24 protein-coding genes are annotated in these 20,744 nt (G+C 38.4%); 20 read left to right on the top strand and 4 right to left on the bottom strand.

Features of this window, described 5'->3' with window-relative positions:
- The first annotated feature begins 4 nt into the window (after positions 1 to 4).
- The 20 genes from mobA to ACWNCI_RS08905 all read left to right on the top strand — a co-directional run bounded on the left by mobA (position 5) and on the right by ACWNCI_RS08905 (position 17,016).
- Positions 5 to 595: a molybdenum cofactor guanylyltransferase gene (mobA, locus tag ACWNCI_RS09000; RefSeq protein WP_449388056.1), complete on the top strand. Its 591-nt coding sequence runs from the start codon at positions 5 to 7 to the stop codon at positions 593 to 595.
- A complete protein-coding gene (locus ACWNCI_RS08995; RefSeq protein WP_449388055.1) occupies positions 585 to 818 on the top strand; it encodes a MoaD/ThiS family protein in 234 nt (77 codons plus the stop codon). The genes mobA and ACWNCI_RS08995 overlap by 11 nt, the downstream gene beginning before the upstream one ends.
- A 13-nt stretch (positions 819 to 831) precedes the next feature.
- On the top strand, positions 832 to 1,926 hold the full coding sequence (locus ACWNCI_RS08990) for a ThiF family adenylyltransferase (protein WP_449388054.1): 1,095 nt from the start codon (positions 832 to 834) through the stop codon (positions 1,924 to 1,926).
- Entirely contained in the window at positions 1,913 to 2,353 is a 441-nt protein-coding gene (locus ACWNCI_RS08985) for a molybdenum cofactor biosynthesis protein MoaE (RefSeq protein ID WP_449388053.1), read from the top strand. The genes ACWNCI_RS08990 and ACWNCI_RS08985 overlap by 14 nt, the downstream gene beginning before the upstream one ends.
- A gap of 3 nt (positions 2,354 to 2,356) precedes the next feature.
- Positions 2,357 to 3,262: a bifunctional molybdenum cofactor biosynthesis protein MoaC/MoaB gene (gene moaCB / locus ACWNCI_RS08980; RefSeq protein WP_449388052.1), complete on the top strand. Its 906-nt coding sequence runs from the start codon at positions 2,357 to 2,359 to the stop codon at positions 3,260 to 3,262.
- Between the two features lie 115 nt (positions 3,263 to 3,377).
- Complete coding sequence (locus ACWNCI_RS08975; protein ID WP_449388051.1) at positions 3,378 to 4,334, top strand: DUF438 domain-containing protein; 957 nt, start codon at positions 3,378 to 3,380, stop codon at positions 4,332 to 4,334.
- A gap of 79 nt (positions 4,335 to 4,413) precedes the next feature.
- Positions 4,414 to 4,845, top strand: coding sequence for an RrF2 family transcriptional regulator (locus tag ACWNCI_RS08970; protein ID WP_449388050.1), 432 nt, complete (start codon positions 4,414 to 4,416; stop codon positions 4,843 to 4,845).
- 122 nt (positions 4,846 to 4,967) lie between these two features.
- Entirely contained in the window at positions 4,968 to 6,002 is a 1,035-nt protein-coding gene (gene nirK / locus ACWNCI_RS08965; RefSeq protein WP_449388049.1) for a copper-containing nitrite reductase, read from the top strand.
- A 71-nt stretch (positions 6,003 to 6,073) separates the two neighbouring features.
- The gene (locus tag ACWNCI_RS08960) at positions 6,074 to 6,895 is read left to right on the top strand and encodes a formylglycine-generating enzyme family protein (RefSeq protein WP_449388048.1); all 822 of its coding nucleotides are present in this window, start codon (positions 6,074 to 6,076) and stop codon (positions 6,893 to 6,895) included.
- 16 nt (positions 6,896 to 6,911) lie between these two features.
- Positions 6,912 to 7,475 (top strand): SCO family protein, encoded by a 564-nt coding sequence (locus tag ACWNCI_RS08955; RefSeq protein ID WP_042721880.1) that lies wholly within the window; start codon positions 6,912 to 6,914, stop codon positions 7,473 to 7,475.
- Positions 7,476 to 7,493: 18 nt separating this feature from the next.
- Positions 7,494 to 7,934: a c-type cytochrome gene (locus tag ACWNCI_RS08950; RefSeq protein WP_449388047.1), complete on the top strand. Its 441-nt coding sequence runs from the start codon at positions 7,494 to 7,496 to the stop codon at positions 7,932 to 7,934.
- 65 nt (positions 7,935 to 7,999) lie between these two features.
- Complete coding sequence (ric, locus tag ACWNCI_RS08945; RefSeq protein WP_042721882.1) at positions 8,000 to 8,716, top strand: iron-sulfur cluster repair di-iron protein; 717 nt, start codon at positions 8,000 to 8,002, stop codon at positions 8,714 to 8,716.
- 24 nt (positions 8,717 to 8,740) lie between these two features.
- Complete coding sequence (locus ACWNCI_RS08940; protein ID WP_042721883.1) at positions 8,741 to 10,984, top strand: nitric-oxide reductase large subunit; 2,244 nt, start codon at positions 8,741 to 8,743, stop codon at positions 10,982 to 10,984.
- A gap of 56 nt (positions 10,985 to 11,040) precedes the next feature.
- The gene (locus tag ACWNCI_RS08935; RefSeq protein ID WP_449388046.1) at positions 11,041 to 11,493 is read left to right on the top strand and encodes a hemerythrin domain-containing protein; all 453 of its coding nucleotides are present in this window, start codon (positions 11,041 to 11,043) and stop codon (positions 11,491 to 11,493) included.
- Positions 11,494 to 11,517: 24 nt separating this feature from the next.
- On the top strand, positions 11,518 to 11,742 hold the full coding sequence (locus tag ACWNCI_RS08930) for a hypothetical protein (protein ID WP_449388045.1): 225 nt from the start codon (positions 11,518 to 11,520) through the stop codon (positions 11,740 to 11,742).
- 103 nt (positions 11,743 to 11,845) lie between these two features.
- Positions 11,846 to 12,646 carry a molybdate ABC transporter substrate-binding protein gene (gene modA / locus ACWNCI_RS08925; RefSeq protein WP_449388044.1) on the top strand — a complete coding sequence of 267 codons (801 nt, stop codon included), beginning with the start codon at positions 11,846 to 11,848 and terminating at the stop codon, positions 12,644 to 12,646.
- Positions 12,647 to 13,330 carry a molybdate ABC transporter permease subunit gene (modB, locus tag ACWNCI_RS08920; RefSeq protein WP_449388043.1) on the top strand — a complete coding sequence of 228 codons (684 nt, stop codon included), beginning with the start codon at positions 12,647 to 12,649 and terminating at the stop codon, positions 13,328 to 13,330. It begins immediately after the preceding gene.
- A complete protein-coding gene (locus ACWNCI_RS08915) occupies positions 13,327 to 13,947 on the top strand; it encodes an ATP-binding cassette domain-containing protein (protein WP_449388042.1) in 621 nt (206 codons plus the stop codon). The genes modB and ACWNCI_RS08915 overlap by 4 nt, the downstream gene beginning before the upstream one ends.
- Positions 13,948 to 13,960: 13 nt before the next feature.
- A complete protein-coding gene (locus ACWNCI_RS08910; protein WP_449388041.1) occupies positions 13,961 to 15,214 on the top strand; it encodes a hypothetical protein in 1,254 nt (417 codons plus the stop codon).
- Positions 15,214 to 17,016 (top strand): hypothetical protein, encoded by a 1,803-nt coding sequence (locus ACWNCI_RS08905; protein WP_449388040.1) that lies wholly within the window; start codon positions 15,214 to 15,216, stop codon positions 17,014 to 17,016. Before ACWNCI_RS08910 ends, ACWNCI_RS08905 begins: the two co-directional genes overlap by 1 nt.
- Positions 17,017 to 17,026: 10 nt before the next feature.
- On the opposite strand, the gene ACWNCI_RS08900 is transcribed toward ACWNCI_RS08905, so the two are convergent.
- The 4 genes from ACWNCI_RS08900 to ACWNCI_RS08885 all read right to left on the bottom strand — a co-directional run bounded on the left by ACWNCI_RS08900 (position 17,027) and on the right by ACWNCI_RS08885 (position 20,734).
- Complete coding sequence (locus ACWNCI_RS08900) at positions 17,027 to 17,464, bottom strand: RrF2 family transcriptional regulator (RefSeq protein WP_050009576.1); 438 nt, start codon at positions 17,462 to 17,464, stop codon at positions 17,027 to 17,029.
- 161 nt (positions 17,465 to 17,625) lie between these two features.
- Positions 17,626 to 18,912 (bottom strand): alginate export family protein, encoded by a 1,287-nt coding sequence (locus tag ACWNCI_RS08895; RefSeq protein WP_449388039.1) that lies wholly within the window; start codon positions 18,910 to 18,912, stop codon positions 17,626 to 17,628.
- Positions 18,913 to 18,916: 4 nt separating this feature from the next.
- On the bottom strand, positions 18,917 to 19,384 hold the full coding sequence (locus tag ACWNCI_RS08890; RefSeq protein WP_449388038.1) for a hypothetical protein: 468 nt from the start codon (positions 19,382 to 19,384) through the stop codon (positions 18,917 to 18,919).
- An 18-nt stretch (positions 19,385 to 19,402) separates the two neighbouring features.
- Positions 19,403 to 20,734 (bottom strand): MFS transporter, encoded by a 1,332-nt coding sequence (locus tag ACWNCI_RS08885; RefSeq protein ID WP_449388037.1) that lies wholly within the window; start codon positions 20,732 to 20,734, stop codon positions 19,403 to 19,405.
- Positions 20,735 to 20,744 lie beyond the last annotated feature (10 nt).

The raw sequence follows: 20,744 nt of genomic DNA, 5'->3' as shown, positions 1-20,744 counted from the left end.
AGAAATGAAAGCAGTTGTTTTAGCGGGTGGTAAAAGTTCCCGAATGGGACAGGATAAAGCCCTCATGAAGATGAGTGGAAAAACGATGATACAACATGTTGTGGATAATTTGTCGAAAGTATTCGATGAGGTTTTTATTTCCGGAAACCGTTCAGCTGATCCTGTTCCAATGAATGTGATTAAGGATCGATATGAGCAAAAAGGTCCTATGGAAGGAATTCGGTCTGCTTTAGAGCACTGTCAGGAAGATATTTTCGTATGTAGCTGCGATATGCCTTTTGTTTCTACGGAATTGATGAAAGATATTCTTCAAAGAAGAGCAGAAAATAAGATCAGTATCGCGGAATGTGAAGGTAAAGTATATCCGGTCTTAGGCATTTATCCTTATGTGGTTCTTGATGTTTTAGCAAATTCAATTAAGAATGACCGCCTGAGAATGACCCGATTTCTGGAACAGCAAGATGCTCATTATATTCAGTATGATGAATCCTTTAGACCACAGTTTTTGAATATCAATACACCGGAAAGCTTTTGGGAGGCAGAACGTATGATAAATAAATTAGAATTACTTAAAATCAGGACAGATGAAACTTAAAATATTTGGCAAACTCATAGACATCTTTAAAGTAGAAGAATATGATCTTCCATTGCACAATACAACCAGTGTTGCTGAACTCAGATCGCAATTGTTCGAAAAATTTCCTGAATTGGGGAAAACCACTTTTTTAGTCGTTGTGAATGGAGTGAAAGCAGAAAACCAGCACTTGATTTCAGGTGAAGCAGAAATTGCATTATTACCTCCCTACTCAGGAGGTTAAAAAATACATTACCATGAATATAAACAGATATAGCAGACAGATTATACTTCCGAATTTTGGGGTTGAAGCACAGGAAAAGCTTGCCCGTTCATCAGTTTTAGTGGTTGGAGCAGGCGGATTGGGATGCCCTGTTCTCCAGATTTTGGTCTCTTCAGGAATCGGAGTGATAGGAATAGCAGATTCTGATAAAGTAGATCTGCACAATCTTCACCGTCAGCTTTTATATGACGAGCAAGATGTGGGAACTCCAAAAGTCGTTGCAGCCCTCGAACATTTGAATACCATGAATTCTGAAACCGAAATAGTCGCTTTTCAGGAGCTGGTCACCACACAAAATGTTCTTTCATTGATCCATAATTTTGATGTGATCGTAGATTGTACCGATAATTTTACGACAAGATACTTATTGAATGATGCCTGTTTTCTTTTGAAAAAACCCTTGGTGTATGCTTCTATCTTCAGATATGAAGGTCAAGTGGCGGTTTTCAATGTTGAAAAAGTAAATTCGGTGACACAATACCGGGATCTTTTTCCGATACCGCCAAATCCTAATGAAGTTCCGAACTGTAATGAAGCAGGAGTTTTGCCGTCTCATTCATCCGTTATTGGTACTTTTCAGGCTAATGAAGTCATCAAATTGCTGATCGGCTCAGATGAGGTTTTGGTACATGAGTTACTGATCTTTAATACCAAAAATTACCAGTCGCTGAAAATGAATTTTACTGAAAATAAAGAAAGATCAGGACCGAGAACCATAGAGGAATTCAAAAATTTCAATTATGATGTGTTCTGTAATATCCATAAAGGTGATGACATCAGCTCGCATTCAGCTTTAGAAGAATTTCTGAATCAGAAAAACAGTGTTCTTATTGATGTAAGAGAAACTGAAGAACAACCGAGATTGAAAGCTTTAAACGCTCTGGAAATTCCATTGGCATCACTTGAACAACATTTACAATCATTAAAATCCTATCAAAACATCTGTTTCATTTGCGCCTCAGGAATCCGAAGCAAAAAAGCGGTGGAGATCACAAAAACTTATTTTCCGGAAAAAGAGATCAGGCATTTCCCGACCGGAGCAAAATCAGTTTATCATGAAAAAAATTAAGAATATATTTATAGAAGATCCTATTGATCCTGCATTCGTTGCCGAAAGTATTGCTAAACACACGGTAAAAACAAGTATTGGTGGTCATAGCATATTCCTGGGTCAGGTTCGGGAAGACAAAATCAATGATAAGAAAGTTGAATCTATAGAATTCACAGCTTATCAGGAGATGGCATTGGAAAAAGCCCATGAAATCCGTGAAGAGATCATAACCAAATACGGACTTACCTGCGCTCACATCTATCATTCATTGGGAAACATCAAAGTGGGGGAGATCTGTCTTTTTGTGTTTACTTCAGCTCCACATCGTAAGGAAGCCATCAATGCATGTGACGAAATGGTGGACAGGATCAAAAAGGAAGTTCCGTTGTGGGGAAAAGAAATTTTGGAGGATAAATCTCACTCCTGGAAAGAAAATAAACAATAAAGTATGGTTAATATCACACATAAAACAAATACACTCAGGAAAGCTATTGCAGAAGCCGTTGTCAGCGTCAGTTCACAGGAGACGATCGATGCTATTGTGAATCAAAAAGTTCCGAAAGGAAATGTTTTTGAAATGTCCAAAACAGCAGGCTTATTCGCAGCCAAAAAAACGAGTGATGTTATTCCGGACTGTCATCCGCTTCCTATAGAATATACCTCTATTCAGTTTGAGATCAGGGATTTGGATATTCATATCACTTCAGAAATTCATACGATCTATAAAACCGGGGTAGAAGTGGAGGCGATGCATTCCGCTTCAATCGTTGCCCTTACCATGTATGATATGCTGAAACCGATCGATAAAAACATTGAGATCAAAAACATCAGGCTGCTTGAGAAAAAAGGCGGAAAATCCGATATCAAAGATTCCGGTGAAGGGATCACAGCATCTGTAATTGTGTGTTCGGACAGTATTTTTGAAGGTAAAAAAGAAGATAAAGCAGGAAAAGCCATTATTTCATCCCTTGAGAAGAATAAGGTAAACATCAATGATTATGTGGTTATTCCTGATGAAATTGCTGAGATCCAGAGCAAGATCAGGCTGTATGCAGAAGACGGAATCTCGTTGGTAATGATTACAGGCGGAACCGGGCTTTCGAAACGAGATGTCACTCCCGAAGCTCTTCGTCCGTTGTTGGACAGAGAAATTCCCGGAGTTGCCGAAGCGATCAGAAATTATGGTCAGCAAAGAACTCCTTATTCGATGTTATCGAGAAGTCTTGCCGGGATGATCGGTGATACTCTGGTGATCGCACTTCCAGGCTCAACAAAAGGAGCCGAAGAGTCGATGGATTCTATATTCCCGGGGATTCTGCACATCTATAAAATACTGAACGGCGGAAAGCATTAAAGATTGCTGATAAAAATCAGTATAATAAAAGATAAAAAACTCTTTTAATTGAAGTTGAAATCTTACCTTTGTTCTGTAAAAGATAAAAAGGTATTAATATTCTATTAAAACTAAAATGGATAAAAATCAATTAAAAGCAGGACATCCCGTTCACACTTATCTGGTGGAAGAGGAGCTGATCGATACATTACTGGAAGAATTGCTTCAAACAGATCCGAAGGAAGAATTTCAGAAATTTTATAACCTTTTCAACCACTTTTCAACCGTTGAGAGGAGATTTGAGCGAAAAGAAAATCAACTGTTTCCTTTTCTGGAGCAAAAAAGGTGGACCGGACCTTCCAGAAATATGTGGTCTTTCCATGATACGATCCGGGATATTTTCAGGATCATCAGAAAAAATATTGAAGAAAAAGATCTGGATTCCGCAAAACAAAACATAGAATATGCGGGTCAGAACTTAAGAAATCTGATGCAGATGGAAAAAATGGTTCTCTTCCCGAATGCAATGGAGATCCTTACCGATGAAGAATGGATAAAAATGAGAGAAGGCGAAGATGAAATCGGCTGGATGCTGAGTCAGCCACCCGCAAAATATCCGGAAGAAGAGCAGTATGTACATCCTTCCGAAGATAAAACCATAAGAACCGATGTAAGTTTTGATGAAAATGCATCACACTTTGATGAAGGATATATGACAGTGGAACAGGTGAATCTTTTATTTGGAACATTGCCGCTGGATCTTACCTATGTGGATGAAAACGACAGAGTGATTTTCTATAACCGTGGAGACATTCGTGTTTTCCCGAGAAGTGCAGGAATTATCGGAAGAGAAGTGCGTTTTTGCCATCCTCCGAAAAGTGTGGATACCGTTCTGAAAATATTGGAAGCTTTCAGAAAAGGAGAGCAAAATGAAGCATCGTTCTGGTTCAATTATCGTGACAAGTTAATCTATGTACGATATTTTGCCGTAAGAGACGCACAGAAGAACTATCGAGGGGTTATCGAAATGTCTCAGGATATTTCGGGGATCAAAAAGATCGAGGGAGAAAGAAGACTTTTGGAATGGGAGTGATAATTATCATGAAAAATAAAATACCAAAAACTCTTTTATATAAATTCGAATATATATCTTTGTAATATAAAAATAACAAATGTTTTCTAAAACCTGTGAATACGCCATTCGTGCAATGATCTTCATCGCGCAGAAGTCCAAGGACGGAAGCAGAGTTGGGATCAAGGATATTTCATCAGGAATAGATTCCCCGGAGTATTTCATTGCCAAAATACTACAGGAACTCAGCAGAAAAGGTTTTGTACAATCTGCAAAAGGACCCAACGGTGGTTTTTATATGGATGAAAATAACCTCGAGCAATCTATAGCAGATATTGTAAGAGAGATAGACGGAGACAAACTTTTTTCAGGTTGTGGTTTAGGACTCAGAGAATGCTCGGAAGATCATCCTTGTCCTATCCATAATGATTTCAAACATATCCGTAAAGAAATAAGAGATATGCTGGAAAACTCCAAGATCAAAATGTTTGTCAAGAACTTAGATTTGAAACTGACTTTTTTAAAAAAATAAAATATTTATCAGAATCAATTAAAATCAAGTTTTAAGCAGTAGCAAATAAAATACTAAAAGGTATTTATATCTTGTTAAATTGAATAAAATTATTTTAAGCCAAAAAACGTAAACCAATCAAAATGAAAAAATCCATCTTCATCACTGCCGTTTTGTCTGTGTTCATCAGTATGAATTCATGCAAACAAAATCCATCCGCTGCCACAGATAAAACAGTGGATGCCGAAGAAATAGCTACAGACGGTTCATCAGAAGAACAAAAACTGGTTGCTCCGCCTTATGTACCTGCTCCTGTAGGAGAGAGAGCTGCCAAAAAAGTCATCGTAAGACTGGAAATTATTGAAAAAGTCGGTGAATTGGCAGATGGAACGCAATATAACTTCTGGACATTCAACGGAACAGTTCCCGGTAGTTTTATCCGAGCAAGAGTAGGAGATGAGATCGAGCTTCACCTTAAAAACAATGAAAACAGCAATTTTCCTCATAACATAGACCTTCATGCCGTGAACGGTCCCGGAGGAGGAGCAGAAGCCACATTTGTAGCACCAGGAACAGAGAAAGTATTCAATTTTAAAGCCTTGAATCCCGGACTGTATGTCTATCATTGTGCAACAGCACCTGTAGGAATGCATATCGCCAACGGAATGTACGGTTTGATCCTTATTGAACCGGAAGGAGGTTTACCGAAAGTAGACAAGGAGTTTTACATCATGCAAGGAGATTTCTACACCAAAGGAAAATTCGGGGATAAAGGATTACAGGAATTTGATATGGACAAAGCCATTGCAGAACATCCTGAATATGTAGTGTTCAACGGACATACAGGTGCTTTGCTAGGTAAAGGGGAACTTCAGGCTAAAGTTGGAGAAACAGTTCGTTTTTATGTAGGAAACGGAGGACCCAACCTTACCTCTTCTTTCCACGTTATCGGTGAGATCTTTGACAAAGTATACATAGAAGGAGGAAGCAAGATCAATGAAGATGTACAAACTACTTTGATTCCACCTGGAGGAGCTACAATCGTAGAATTTAAAGCAACCGTTCCGGGAGAATATGTGATTGTAGACCATGCCATTTTCAGAGCATTCAATAAAGGAGCTTTGGGAAAAATAAAAGTGGCGGGTCCTGAAAATCCGGCCATTTATAAGAAAAATTAAATTAAAGTAAATATATAGTTGAAAGGGTGTTATTACTTAGGTCTCATTGGGGATTATAAAAAAGGGAAATCATGAAAGGTGTATTAGTAATATTTTTTATAATTGTTATCAGTCAGGTTTCCTGTTCCGGTCACCGCGATGTTTCTGATACGAAGCCCCACGTTCAACACCATCCGAACAAAGTCTCCAGCTCAAAAAAAATGGTAAAAATAGATGGGGGAACGTATAAAGCCTTTATTGGTAAAGATTCAGGGAGAATCGTAAAAGTTAAAACATTTTATCTTGACGACAGTCCTGTTACCAATGGAGAATATCTCGAATTCCTGAAGAAAAATCCCCAATGGACCAAAAGTAAGATCCTAAGACTATATGCAGATACAACCTATCTGAAAAACTGGAAGAGTGATTTTGAAATTCCTGAAAATTTAAGCCTGGACACACCTGTCACCAACGTTTCCTGGTATGCTGCAAAAGCGTATGCCGAAAGTGTAGAGAAAAGACTTCCGACAATAGATGAATGGGAATATACAGCACTTGCGGACAGAGATTCCAAAGATGCTTCGCAAAAGCCGGAGTTTACAGAATTTATATTGAAATCCTATCAGAAAAAAGATAAAAGCAAACAGCCGGTAAAGCATTCACAACCTAATTATTACGGTGTTTATGATATGTATGGAATGGTATGGGAATGGACCTATGATTTCAATTCGGTGATGATGAGCGGGGAATCCAGAAAAGATAATACCACCAACGAATCTATGTTCTGTGCAGGCGCGGCAGTTACATCAACGGATCTCAGAAATTATGCGGCATTTGTCCGGTATGCACTCAGAGGAAGCTTGAAAGCCAATTACTGTCTCAACAACCTTGGATTTAGATGTGCGAAAGATTAATTAAAGTTTAAATAAAATGAAAAGTCTATTATATTTTTTGCTGGCACTGGTTTTATTCTCCTGCAGCAAAAAAAACGAACCTTTGAAACCTGATTCCATATACAATCTGGCTTCTGAATGGGAAAAACAGGACGGAAGTAAAATAACCTTCTCCGACTTCCAGGGAAAAGTAATTGTTACCACCATGATCTTTACCTCATGCAAAACGGCTTGCCCCAGACTGGCTGATGAAATGAGAAACATTTCTAAAATGGTAGGAAAAGTAGACAGTGATGACATCCAATATGTTTTGATCTCTATTGATCCTGAAACAGACACACCGGAAGTTATGAAAGCCTATATGGAAATCAATAAATTTAAGGATGATGAATGGACTTTCATCCGAAGTACAGAAGCAGAAACAAGGGAATTGGCTAATATCATGGCCGTGAAGTACAAAGAAATTTCACCGATAGAATTTTCTCACTCCAATATCATCAGTGTCTATTCTAAAGAAGGAATACTCGCTTTCCAGAAAGAGGGCTTAGGAAATGATAATGAAGCCCTTGTAAAAGAAATCAAAAAACAATTAGAATTATAATCCGAAAAGTATTTAACAATGAAAAAATTATTATTAGCAGCATTACTGTTATCACTTAGCATCACCGCTTGTTCAGACAAAAAAGAAACAGCAGCAACAGATACAACAAACGCTACAGAATCCAATATAATGCTTGATGAACCTAAACCGGCAGACTCTTCAGAGATTACATCCACAGCTGCAGCAAGCGGTCCTGAAGCTGAAATTGCAGAAGGAAAATCATTGGTGGAAGGTACAGACTGCCTTGGTTGTCATAAGCTAGACTCAAAGTTAGTAGGTCCTGCTTATCAGGAAGTGGCTGCTAAATATACAGAAGCAGATATTGATCAGCTTGCACAGAAAATCATTGAAGGAGGTAAAGGCGTTTGGGGAGATATTCCTATGACACCACATGCCGGAATGAGTAAAGAAAATGCACAGAAAATGGTAAAATATATTCTTTCATTAAAAAAATCATAAGAATATAAATCCTTAAAAAAAACAAAAAAATTTTAAAACAATAAAAGATAAAAAAGTATTAAATTATGAATATAAAGACAGATTTTATAGGCGAAATAGTGGCGGAAGATTTTAGAACTGCTGCAATATTCAAAAAGTACGGAATCGATTTCTGCTGCAAAGGAGGCAGAACCATCGAAGAAGCCTGCGAAAACAGAAAGATCGATACAGAACCCATCTACGAAGAAATAGAAAACCTTTCAAAAAGAGATGACAATTCTATTGATTTCAACAGTTGGCCATTAGATTTACTCGCAGATTATGTAGAGAAGACACATCACCGCTACGTGGAAGAGAAAACACCTGTTCTTCAGGCATTTTTAGACAAGCTTTGTAAGGTACATGGTGGAAGTCATCCCGAACTGTTTGAGATCAGAGAGCTGTTTGATGCTTCTGCACAGGATCTGGGAGCACACATGAAGAAAGAAGAACTTATGCTTTTCCCATTCATTAAAAACATGGTTAAAGCACAGATTGACGGAAGTGCAATTCCACAGCCGCCATTCGGAACAGTGGAAAATCCGGTGAACATGATGAAGCATGAACACACCGTAGAAGGGGAAAGACTGAGAAAGATTGCAGAACTTACTGATGAATACACTCCTCCGGCTGATGCCTGCAACACATATAGAGTAACTTTCTCAATGCTTCAGGATTTTGAAAATGATCTTCACAAGCACATTCATCTGGAAAATAACATCCTTTTCCCGAAAGCAATTAAACTGGAAAAAGAATTTCAGTAAAGTACAACATTAAAAATAGAGTATATGACACCTAAAAAATTATGGATCTGGCTCACGGCGGTCATTCTGGGTTCCTTTGCGGTACTTATTTTCTATGGCGTGGAGATCTACAGAAAGATTCCGCCGGTTCCCGACAAAATTGTAACTACAGATGGTACCATTATAGCAACCGGACAGGACATCAAAGACGGACAAAATGTTTGGCAATCTATCGGGGGACAGACCGTTGGAAGTATATGGGGACACGGAGCATACATCGCGCCTGACTGGAGTGCCGACTATCTTCACCGCGAATCACTTCTTCTTCTGGAAGAACTGGCTAAAAAAGATGGAAAAGTTTATAAAGATTTATCCGACGATGAACAGGCGAAATACAAGGTTCTTCTGAAAAAAGAAATCCGCAAAAATACGTTGGACGAAGCCACAAACACCATTGTGATCAGTCCGGAACGTGCTAAAGTACAGGCAGAACTGGCTAAGTATTATGCAAAAATATTCATGGATGATCCGGAAATGGCAAAGCTGAGAGATCAATACGCTATTCCGAAAAATACAGTGAAGACTCCCGAAAGAATGGCAAAAATGAATGCCTTCTTCTCATGGGCAGCGTGGGTTTGTATCACAGATCGTCCCGGCGATGAGGTTTCATATACCAATAACTGGCCTCATGATGAGATGATCGGTAATATTCCGCCGCCTTCATTGCACTTATGGTCAGGTTTCAGTGTCCTGATGCTGTTGGGTTGTGTAGGTTTACTCGTATTTTATCATGCCCGTCATAAAGAAGAAGAACTCAGCGAGAAACTTCCGTTGGAAGATCCTTTAAGAAATATGAAGCCAACTCCTTCCATGAGAGCTACGTTAAAATATATCTGGGTTGTTGCTCTTCTGATCCTGGTTCAGATGCTTGCAGGGGTAGTTACCGCACATTACGGGGTAGAAGGAAGTGCTTTCTATGGATTTCCGCTGGATGAGATCCTGCCACAATCCATTTCCCGAAGCTGGCATGTTCAGCTGGCTATTTTCTGGATTGCAACCTCATGGTTGGCAACAGGATTATATATTGCACCTGCCGTTTCAGGATACGAACCAAAATATCAGGTACTTGGGGTGAATGTTTTATTCGGGGCATTGCTGATCGTGGTTTTAGGTTCACTGGCAGGACAATGGTTCGGAGTAATGCAGAAATTAGGTTATGTTGATAATTTCCTTTGGGGACATTCCGGATACGAATATGTAGAATTGGGTAGAGTATGGCAGATTTTACTATTGGTTGGGCTTATTTTGTGGTTGGTATTGATGATCAGAGCCTTATTACCTGCCTTGAAGAAAAAAGATGCCAACAGACATTTACTACTTTTATTCACGCTTTCTGCAGTAGCGATCGCATTGTTCTATGGAGCAGGATTAATGTACGGAAGACAAACACACATGGCAATTGCCGAATATTGGAGATGGTGGGTCGTACACCTTTGGGTAGAAGGTTTCTTTGAAGTATTTGCAACCGTTGTAGCAGCATTCTTATTTACAAGATTGGGATTATTAGGATTAAAATCCGCTACCAATGCCGTATTGTTCTCTACCATTATTTTCCTTGCAGGGGGTATCTTAGGAACATTCCACCACTTGTATTTCAGTGCTACACCTACCGCAGTATTGGCTTTAGGAGCTACATTCAGTGCGTTGGAAATTGTTCCGTTGGTATTGATTGGGTTTGAAGCATGGCAGAATTATAAGATCAGTAAATCCACAAAATGGATCAGAGCTTACAAATGGCCGATCTACTGCTTCATTGCTATGTGTTTCTGGAATTTCTTAGGAGCAGGGATCTTTGGATTTGCGATTAATCCGCCGATTGCGCTATACTATATTCAGGGCTTGAATACAACAGCTGTACATGGTCATGCTGCATTATTCGGAGTGTATGGAATTTTAGGAATCGGATTGATGATGTTTGTATTGCGTGGATTGTATCCGGACAGGCACTGGAATGATAAACTCATTGGATGGGCATTCTGGCTTACCAACATCGGCTTATTGGTCATGGTTACCATCAGTTTACTTCCTATCGGCATCATGCAGTCTGTTGCATCTATTAAAGAAGGATATTGGTATGCCCGTTCCGCAGAATTCATGCAAACCGATATGATGCATACCTTACGCTGGCTGCGCGTTCCCGGGGATGTGTTGCTTGCTGTGGGAGAACTGTTGATCGTCATTTTCATTATCGGACTTAAAACAGGATGGTCATTAAAAGAAAAGAGATAATATAATCAACTTGAGCTGCTGCTGAAAGGCGGCAGTTCTTTTTAAAATTTGAAGATATGAAAAGGAATGAAAATTTAGTACCACTATCAAGAGATCATCATTTCGGATTGTTGTGCAGCTGGAAGATCCGTGAAGGGGTTAGAAAGAATATTACTTACGACAGGATCAAAAAATATATCAACTATTTTTGGCAGGAAAGCCTGAGCAAACATTTTGAAATAGAGGATACCGTATTGCCGGAACCGGAAAATGAAAGCCTTCAGCTTCAGATGCAGAAAGAACATTCTGAAATAAGAAAGCTGATTAATACTGTGAATCAATCTCAGAATCCCAGACTTTTAGAAGATTTTGCAAATGCTTTGAGCGGGCATATACGTTTTGAAGAACGAATGTATTTTCCACATCTGGAAAACCATTTATCAGATGATGAAATGACGGAAATAGGAAACAAACTGAGCCTTATCCATCAGAAAGAGCAGGACAACTATCCGGATCAGTTCTGGAAATGATTTTTATCATTAATTTTAAACAGTATGACTACTTATAAACAGACAGGAATAGGCGAGTATCTCTATTTGGCAATGGGGATCTGCAACGGCCATAAAGTGGTGATGGGAGTAGGGTATACCTACGAATATGCTGATAAAAAGGCAAAAGAGTTTGAATTGGCAAGCAAACGATTGGTAAAATATGTTGACATTTCTCTGATAAAAGCAGGAGAAAAAGAAAAATGCATGACCCTGAAAAAACTGGATTAATCTTCATTTTTCACGAAATGTTATTTGAATAATTCAACTTATACCCTTATCTTTGAAAAGAGATAAGAAAGTCTTATTATAAATCTTTCTTTTCGTGCTACTTATGGACAGATTGATTCGATTCGGACATTTATTTTTTACCATTTTCACTTTGTTACTTTTTTTTGGCTGTAAAAAAGAATCTGGCCATCAGAAAAATAGCACACAAAATTCATTTGTTTCTGTTGCAGCAGCGGCTAACCTCAGGGATGTTCTGGAAGAATTAAAAAAACTTTATATAACGGAAAATCCCGGTAAAAAAATAGAACTTACCTTCGGATCTTCAGGATTATTGACTCAGCAGATCGTCAATGGAGCACCCTTTGATCTCTTTCTCTCCGCAGATTCCTCTTTCATAGAGAAAATTAAAAACGGAAACAGGAATTTCGGTAAAGCCGAAATATATGCATTAGGAAAAGTAGCGATATGGAGCTCGGCATTTGATCTTTCAGAAGGTTTGCAAACATCATTGAACCCCGAAATAAAAAAAATCGCAATTGCTGATCCTGAATTGGCTCCATATGGGAAAAATACCGTTCAGGCTTTGAAAAATACAGGGATCTATCCAAAGATCGAACACAAAATAGTCTGGGCGGAAAACATTGGTCAGGCTGCACAATTTGCCGCTACAGGGAATGCTGATCTCGCTTTTATAGCCCTTTCTACAGCTATGAGCAAAGAAATGAAAGCTAAAGGGAATTATTATCTCTTGTCGGAGAACGAAGCAGCTTCAATCCCACAAAGCGGCATCCTGCTGAAAGGAAAAAAACAGACAGAAGCCAAGCAGTTCTTTGATTTTATAAGAAGCCGAAAAACAGCGCAGATCTGGCAAAAATACGGATACCAAACTGAAATACGACACTAAATGCTAGATCAGGAATTTATCTACACATTATTCCTAACAGGAAAATTAGCATTGGTGACCACTTTGATACTGATCATCATAGGAGTTCCTGTGGCATATTGGCTCACCTATTCCCGTTTCAAGCTGAAATTTGTTCTGGAAACTCTTATTTGTATGCCAATGGTACTGCCTCCTACCGTAATGGGATATTATCTTTTGGTGGCTTTCAGTCCGGAAAATGCGTTCGGGAAATATCTTCAGGAATGTTTCGATGTCCGGTTGGCTTTTTCGTTCAATGGAATTGTTGTGGCTAGTATTATTGCTAACCTTCCGTTTATGATCCAGCCTTTACAGAATGGATTTTCAGCGTTGCCTGATGAACTTAGACAAGCTTCCTACACGATGGGAAAATCAAAATTGGTTACCCTTTTCCGCGTGCTTATCCCCAATATAAAGACTTCCGTTATTACAGCTATTGCGCTCACTTTTGCGCATTGTATAGGGGAATTCGGGATTGTGATCATGGTGGGAGGAAATATTCCGAAGGAAACAAGAATTGCCTCAGTGGCTATTTACGATCAGGTTCAGGCACTTAATTTTGAAGCAGCCAATAAGTATGCATTTGTCCTTTTCATACTGTCTTTTTTAATCTTACTTCTGATTTACAGTATTAACCGCAAAATTAACTTTACAACTTTCCGATGATTGAGATCCACCTAAAACATCAGATTTTTACCTCTTCGGGAAGTAAAATGTTAGGGGTTAATGAACAGCTGGAAACAGGTGGGATTATACACGTTTCCGGAGATTCGGGGATTGGAAAGACTGTGTTTTTTAAGATCATGGCAGGATTGCTTACTCCGAATTTTGGGGTGATTAACATCAACAACGAAACGGTATTGGATACTGAAAACCGGATTTTTCTTCCTCCGCAAAAACGTAATACAGCATTGATGTTTCAGAATTATGCTTTGTTTCCTAATATGACGGTAAGACAGAATATTACTTTTGCACAGAAGGAAAAAAACACTGAAAAAATCGATCGTTTACTGGAAAAATTTAACCTTAAAAACTTTGAAAATGTTTTCCCATCAAAACTTTCAGGAGGGCAACAGCAGAGGATTGCATTGGCAAGAGCTTTGGTTCAGGATGCTGAAATCATTCTCCTTGATGAACCGCTTTCCGCAGTGGATCCTTTAATGAGAAAAATAATGATGACGGAGATCGTTGAACATCAAAATAATGGAGCGACGGTTTTTATGACCAATCATAGCGAAGAGGAACTCAGTGCTTTTCCGTGTAGAAAATTGATGATTAAATGAAAATAATGTAGTAATGAAAAACTTTAATTTCTGGCTGAAGCTTTGCCTGTTCAATTTCTTCATAGTATCGGTGGTCGGTGTTATGATGAGGTATAATCTCGCATTTTCACTTCCGGGATTTTCTCATAAATTCATGCAGGAATCGCATTCTCATTTTGCATTTTACGGATGGGTTTCGGCAGCGATTTATCTTTTTGTTACGAAATACCTGACTGAAAGTGATGCTGGAATTGCTGTTTCAAAATATCAGCTTTTGCAGATTTTTAATCAGATAGGTTCATACGGAATGCTGATTACTTTTCTTTATGGAGGGTATTTCTGGCTTTCCATCGTGTTTTCTTCAGTAGCTTTATTTACCGGTTTTGCTTATTATCTATTTTTACTGATTGATCTTAGGAAAAATAAGAATCCTGAAACCTTTTGGCTGAAGTCAGGAGCATTCTTTGCTACATTGTCGGCAATCGGAATTTTCGGGTTGGGATATTTTTCGGCAAGGAAAGACGAGTTCGATGTGCTGTTCAGAGCTTCTACCTATTTTTATCTTCATTTTCAGTATAACGGATTTTTCCTGTTTTCCTCCATAGGTTTGTTTTTGATCTCCCTGAAAAAATACGGCGTTCAAATTCAGGAAAAACTGAATAAAACCATTTTCCGCTTATTGGCTGTTGGATGCTTTTTCGGATATGGACTTTCCATTTTATGGATAGATATGCCGGAGCTCCTTCACATCTTTTTCGGTGTGATTTCTATCCTTCAGATTATAGGAGCAATTAAACTTTGGAGATGGTTCGAGCAAACCAAACTATTCAAAAAACAGCATGTCATACAAAAATGGCTTCTTGTGGTTGTAGGCTTTGCATTTTTAGGAAAATTCATTCTTCAGATCTTATCGGCAATTCCTGAACTGGGAATTTACGCTTTCAGCAATATCAATATCGTGATCGGGTATTTGCACTTGGTTTTACTGATGGGAGTGAGTCTTTTCCTGATCTGGAAAATGCTGCATCTGGAAAATATCAAGATCAACAAATTCCTTCAGACCAGTATTGTGATCATGATCTTCGGGATCATATGTAATGAGGTTATTTTGGGACTTTCGGGATTCTTTTCCATCGTTTACATTCCATTTTTAAGTGCAAAATACTGGCTGCTTTTTGCTTCGGTGGTCATTATGATCTCGATCGGGATGTTTATCAGAGCTTTAAGAATAAAGAATTACATCAATAAAGAATTTAAAAATATCAATCTAAACCAATTTAATAAATAATGAACAAAAAACCAGTACACAATTTTCATATTCCTGTAATGGGACTGGCTTATACCATAGACAGTCCGATCCGTGTTGCCCAGTTTGGAATTTCTTCCGTAGTGTCTATTATCGATGATGAGATCGTGGAAAGAATGAGAGATTTTTACAGTAAGAAATTCAATTTTGATTATTCTGCCATTTCCATAAAATCGGAAGATCACAGAGCGAGAAGAATCACGGCATATCTGGATATGATGGATGATATTGTTACGAAAAAATGTAAAGATTTTAAAGAAGAAATTACCAAAAACACAGAAAGCTTAAAACAGTTTATCGGAATGTTGCCGAGTACTTCCGATTTCAAAAAAGGATTACAGAACATTCTCGATAAGAAAAACGATCTCGCAGCAGACATTAAAAAATTCATTGATGAAAACCTTTTTCCGGGCGAAATTGATGTCAACATCATGACCAAAGTAGATAAGGACAACTTCGTGAAGGATGTACAGCTTCCTACGATTTATAATGATGCCCATGCTTCTCTGCGTGGTTTTGCGAAGAGTAAACTGTCTTCATCTGTAGTGTTTTCAGCAGGGATGAATCCCAGATTATACAGCTATCTGGAGGAATTTGAACACTTTTTTCCTAATGAAAACGGAGAACTGAAAAAGAAGATCATCATCAAGGTAAGTGATTTCCGTTCAGCGATGATCCAGGGAAATTTTCTTGCAAAAAAAGGACTTTGGGTTTCGGAATACAGAATAGAATCCGGTTTGAATTGTGGTGGTCATGCTTTTGCTACGGACGGACTTTTGATGGGTCCAATCATGGAGGAATTCAAACAAAAAAAGAGTGAGCTCCAGTTTTCGGCATATTCTTTATGGAGCGAAGCATTGAAACAAAAGGGTAAAACGGCTCCTTCCGAGCCTTTAGACATTAAAATTTCTGTACAAGGCGGTGTAGGAACTTCTGAAGAACACGAATTTCTTCTCTCAAATTATAATGCAGACAGTGTAGGATGGGGTTCTCCGTTTTTGTTGGTTCCGGAAGCTACTTCTCTCGATCAGGAAACAAGAGATCTTCTGGTGAAAGGAAAAGAAGAAGACTTCTATCTGAGCAACATATCACCATTGGGAGTTCCGTTCAATACAATCAAAGGAACAAGCAATGAGATCATCAAGGAAAAAAATATAGCAAAAAGTAAGTTCGGGAGTTCATGTCCTAAAAAACTTTTGGCTTTAAGCAAAGAATTTGATCCGAAAGGAACCTGTACCGCTTCAAAAAAATATCAGGATATCAAAATGGATGAGCTGGAAAATAACAGAGCAAATCTTACAGATAAACAATACGAAAAAAGCAGAAAAAATATCACCGATAAATCCTGCCTTTGTGTAGGTCTTGTCAATTCCGCTTATCTGGAACACGGATTGCCGATAAAAGGTGAGAAACAGGGAGTTGTTATTTGCCCGGGACCTAATCTTAGCTTTTTCGACAGAGAACTTTCACTTTCGGAAATGGTTCGCCATATTTACGGATACGAAAATGTTTTGCCGGATGAACGCCGTCCAAATGTCTTTATCAACGAATTGAAACTGTATGTGGATCATCTTAAAAACGAAATAGCCGATTTTTCTGAAGAGATCACCAAATCTCAGGTGAAAAAATGGGAGAGCTTCAAAGCTAATTTACTGAAAGGAATTGCTTATTATGAAGATCTTTTTGCCCATACAAACTATTTCAGATCAAAAGTAGACCGTATTTTTTCTGAACTGAAATCATACAGATCAAAAATTGATCAGATCCAGATTCCGCAGTTATAAGCTGTAGAATTTAAAATACTCCTGGCTCATTCATCAGCTTCATTACACTTCCAAGATCTTTCAGATCTTTGATCTTATATTGGAACATGATCATCACTTTTTCCTTTACAGCAACAGCAAGGTGATGAATGGGACAGGGATTTTCCCCATTACATAAGGATAACCCTAAAAGACATGAGGTAAGAACTTCCTTACCTTCAAAATTTTCATAGATGTCTTTGATTGTCAGATTCTCAAATTGTTCATCATCGAGATAAAAACCACCACCTTTTCCTTTTCCTGAAGAAATCAGTTTTTTTCTGGTCATATGCTGTAAAATTTTGGAAGTGAAAGGGGTAGGGGTGCCTATTTTTTCCGAAATATCTGCGATCCCAATCTTCCGCCTTTCAATGGCAAGTATAATACATGCTTTTATTGCATACTGACATGTATTCGAAAATATCAACATTTATTCTTATTAATGATTAAACTACTAACTTGGTTGTAAAAATACAAAAACCTCGCCGAAACCACAGATTTTAGGAGATTCATATTTGGTATAAAGTTGAAGTGAAGCTTAAAAAAATGAAAGCCACTAAAATTCTAATGACTTTCATCGATTAAGACAAATTATTTCAGTTTGAAATTAGGCGCAATTTTCAGAGCAAGCCACGTCCACGTTTGCAGATCTTTTGGTTCTGAAACATTTTTAAGGACTTTCATACTGTCACTTGCAAACATAAAGGAATGACCTAGGTTTACCGTGATCACTTTCCAGAATTTTTGGATGAGAACCAGATCCAGTTCGCTTCCTAAATAAGATGAATATTTTTTTTCCAGATTATTCTCACCCAGTTTTCCGTTTGTAGTGAAAATGTGCAGGTTACCCGTAATTATGGAGTTAGAATTAAACTTAAAAGTAGATTTAAGATAATAATCATTCAACCCGAAACCGTTAAAATGGCTCGTTCCAAAATAAAAATAATCCATAAACCCATTATGCAGGTGATTGGTTCCATACAAAGGGCTGAACGATCTGTTTTCTCCGGAATAAGTATCATAACTCCTACCGGAAAGCCATTCCGTCCCGGCAACAATATTAATCTTTGGATGAATCAGAAAATCTGAATTGATTGAAAACTGATAAGCAGACTTGGTCTGAGCGCTTGTGTTTTTACCCGTTTGATAATATGCTGAACCGAAAAAACCGATGTTTTCGAAATATTTTTTCGCATTGATTCCCATTGTCAACATATCATAATGGGTACCTGATGGATTTTGCAAAATATTATTCAGAGCGATGGCCGAGAATTGGAATTTGTTGTTTCCGGCAAATTGATAATGCAAAACCTGAAGTGATTTTGTGATTTCTCCACCCTCCGAAATGCTGTAAATCTCTTTTTCGGACAAATCATTGGTATCATTATCATCATTGTTGTAGGTGATTGCAGCTTCGATTTTAGAATTCGGACTTAGGGTATAAATACCTTTCAAAGTTTCAAAACTTCGTCCCTGCATCATCCAATCCAATGTCCCAAGTAAACGTTCGTTGTCGTAGGAAAGAATCTGTTTCCCTAGTTTCAAAGAAAATTGGTCTGAAAACTGATATTTTGCCCAGGCTTCGTGAATGGTGAAGTTCTGATTTTTTCCTGTATTGGAAGCTGTTTCTCCCCATGTTCTTACATCCTGTGCACTGATGTAAACTTCCAGGTTTTTATAATAATAATCTATTCCGACTCGAGCACGGGAAAGAACAGTTGTCTCTGCAGATTTCCCTTTTGGAATGAGGGTTCTTGCTCCATTATCCAGTTCTGCTCGTGTTCGCAGATCAATGTTCATTTTCAGACTATCCATTTGTGCATTGGCCAATCCGAAAGCGAGGCTTAAAATGCCTAAAGTAATTTTGTTCTTAAACATTTCATTAAGGTTCAGCGGTTATTTTATAAGTTTGATGACAAGCAACACAGTTGTTGAGAAGTTCATTCATTTTCACCTGAATTTCCTGTCTGTTGTATTTTTGCTTGGCCATTTTTGACATTACATCAAAAAGTTCATGGGTATGAAAGCCCATTTGTTTGAACTCATAGGGTAAAGATCTTACCAGTCCCTGAGGAATGGTATTTATCTTACAGGCTCCGGATTGCTGACCAACACCGGCGACCATATTGGGATCGTTTTTAGCAATTCCGTCATTGATCTTTTGTACACTTTCCAAGAAACCCCGCATTTCTGCCATCACATATTCACGGTTTTCTTTGGTCATTTTTATCTCGGATCTGCTGTCTTTTTTAATGATCACTTTTTCTCCCTGATAAAAGAATTTATAGATCAGAACAACATTCAGGATGATGGATATCATCATCATCAGTAACATGAGGTTTCTTTTCATTTTTTTTAAGTTTTATTATTAACAAGGTCTTTCACATCCAGATTTGGTATAGAAATTCCAGTTGACAGCTGTAGCCATTACGCAACCCACTACCAAAAACCAGAAAAAGAGCCTTGAATCACCTGTCATCATTCTGGATTGTGTGATCAAAACATTGAACACAAAAGGTCCGAAAGCGGCCACTGCTGCAGTCCAGCCTATAACTCCGGCTGCTTTTCTCGGAGAATCTGAGAAAATGACTGGGAATTGCTTGAACGTTGCTGCATTTCCAATTCCTGTGAAGAAAAAGATGGCTAAAACGATAAATAGGAAACCCTCGAACTGATCGGGAGAAGTAGGTGTTAAATATCCTCCGAGAATCAATCTGCAAATCAGGATGATCAATGCTATTCCGGTAACCTGTGTAAGTAATGCACCTCCGATCTTATCAGCAACTTTTCCAAAGATCACTCTGGATGCTGAACCAATAAGCGGTCCGTAAAATGCAAACTGTAGCGGATCAAGGTTTTTGTCTAAAGGAACATACAGGTTTTTGATCATCATAGGGAAGGATGCCGAAAACCCTGCAAAAATCCCGAAGGTCATGATATAGGTCATTGTACAGTACAGGGTATGTTTATCCTTGAAGATGTCCAATTGCTCTTTGAAAGATGCCTTTACCGGAATACTTTTTAATGAGAACCATGCCCAGATTCCAATGATAAATAGTGGAATAACATAGATGAACGCAATATTTTCCAAGTAGATGGTTTTTCCTGTTTCCACAATGATCTCGCCACCCCCCATGAATGAAAAGATACTTAAACTGATCACAAGTGGTGAAAGCAACTGTACCAGGCTTACTCCAAAATTACCGATTCCAGCCTGAATACCGAGTGCGGTTCCGGCTTCTTTTTTCGGGAAAAATAAGGATGTTGAAGGCATAAAAGATGAAAAGTCTCCACCACCGATTCCCAACAAGAATCCAATCACCATAAAATAAGTAAAGGATGTCTCAGGATTCATAACGGCAAATCCAAGCATGACCACAGGAATGATCTTGATGAGTGAACTGACAGAAACTACCTTTCTGGTACCATAGATAGGAATTAGAAATGTATTGACAATTCTTAGAAGCCCTCCCGCTAATCCGGGCATTGCTCCCATCCAGAATAGCTGGTCATCTGTGAACTGAAAGCCAATGTGAGGAAGTTTGATAACGATAACGCTGTATAAAAACCAGGTCGCGAAAGATAAGGTGAGAGCCGCAGTTGTAATGGTCAATGTTTTCCATGCTGTTTTTTTGCCGCTGCGTTTCCAGAATTCTTCGTTGGAAGAGTCATAGTTGGTGAGCCAATGTGAGTCATTCATCTTTTTAGTT

The organism is Chryseobacterium lineare, from assembly GCF_977014045.1.
This window is presented reverse-complemented; position numbering and strand designations above follow the sequence as displayed.

Coding starts and splice junctions, on each gene's coding strand:
- ACWNCI_RS08955 (WP_042721880.1), top strand. CDS start 6,912: ATGAAAAGTCTATTATATTTTTTGCTGGCACTGGTTTTATTCTCCTGC.
- ric (WP_042721882.1), top strand. CDS start 8,000: ATGAATATAAAGACAGATTTTATAGGCGAAATAGTGGCGGAAGATTTT.
- ACWNCI_RS08890 (WP_449388038.1), bottom strand. CDS start 19,384: ATGAAAAGAAACCTCATGTTACTGATGATGATGATATCCATCATCCTG.
- ACWNCI_RS08915 (WP_449388042.1), top strand. CDS start 13,327: ATGATTGAGATCCACCTAAAACATCAGATTTTTACCTCTTCGGGAAGT.
- nirK (WP_449388049.1), top strand. CDS start 4,968: ATGAAAAAATCCATCTTCATCACTGCCGTTTTGTCTGTGTTCATCAGT.
- modA (WP_449388044.1), top strand. CDS start 11,846: ATGGACAGATTGATTCGATTCGGACATTTATTTTTTACCATTTTCACT.
- ACWNCI_RS08970 (WP_449388050.1), top strand. CDS start 4,414: ATGTTTTCTAAAACCTGTGAATACGCCATTCGTGCAATGATCTTCATC.
- ACWNCI_RS08995 (WP_449388055.1), top strand. CDS start 585: ATGAAACTTAAAATATTTGGCAAACTCATAGACATCTTTAAAGTAGAA.
- ACWNCI_RS08910 (WP_449388041.1), top strand. CDS start 13,961: ATGAAAAACTTTAATTTCTGGCTGAAGCTTTGCCTGTTCAATTTCTTC.
- mobA (WP_449388056.1), top strand. CDS start 5: ATGAAAGCAGTTGTTTTAGCGGGTGGTAAAAGTTCCCGAATGGGACAG.
- ACWNCI_RS08905 (WP_449388040.1), top strand. CDS start 15,214: ATGAACAAAAAACCAGTACACAATTTTCATATTCCTGTAATGGGACTG.
- ACWNCI_RS08940 (WP_042721883.1), top strand. CDS start 8,741: ATGACACCTAAAAAATTATGGATCTGGCTCACGGCGGTCATTCTGGGT.
- ACWNCI_RS08885 (WP_449388037.1), bottom strand. CDS start 20,734: ATGAATGACTCACATTGGCTCACCAACTATGACTCTTCCAACGAAGAA.
- ACWNCI_RS08935 (WP_449388046.1), top strand. CDS start 11,041: ATGAAAAGGAATGAAAATTTAGTACCACTATCAAGAGATCATCATTTC.
- ACWNCI_RS08900 (WP_050009576.1), bottom strand. CDS start 17,464: ATGTTGATATTTTCGAATACATGTCAGTATGCAATAAAAGCATGTATT.
- ACWNCI_RS08990 (WP_449388054.1), top strand. CDS start 832: ATGAATATAAACAGATATAGCAGACAGATTATACTTCCGAATTTTGGG.
- ACWNCI_RS08985 (WP_449388053.1), top strand. CDS start 1,913: ATGAAAAAAATTAAGAATATATTTATAGAAGATCCTATTGATCCTGCA.
- ACWNCI_RS08960 (WP_449388048.1), top strand. CDS start 6,074: ATGAAAGGTGTATTAGTAATATTTTTTATAATTGTTATCAGTCAGGTT.
- ACWNCI_RS08895 (WP_449388039.1), bottom strand. CDS start 18,912: ATGTTTAAGAACAAAATTACTTTAGGCATTTTAAGCCTCGCTTTCGGA.
- ACWNCI_RS08975 (WP_449388051.1), top strand. CDS start 3,378: ATGGATAAAAATCAATTAAAAGCAGGACATCCCGTTCACACTTATCTG.
- moaCB (WP_449388052.1), top strand. CDS start 2,357: ATGGTTAATATCACACATAAAACAAATACACTCAGGAAAGCTATTGCA.
- ACWNCI_RS08930 (WP_449388045.1), top strand. CDS start 11,518: ATGACTACTTATAAACAGACAGGAATAGGCGAGTATCTCTATTTGGCA.
- modB (WP_449388043.1), top strand. CDS start 12,647: ATGCTAGATCAGGAATTTATCTACACATTATTCCTAACAGGAAAATTA.
- ACWNCI_RS08950 (WP_449388047.1), top strand. CDS start 7,494: ATGAAAAAATTATTATTAGCAGCATTACTGTTATCACTTAGCATCACC.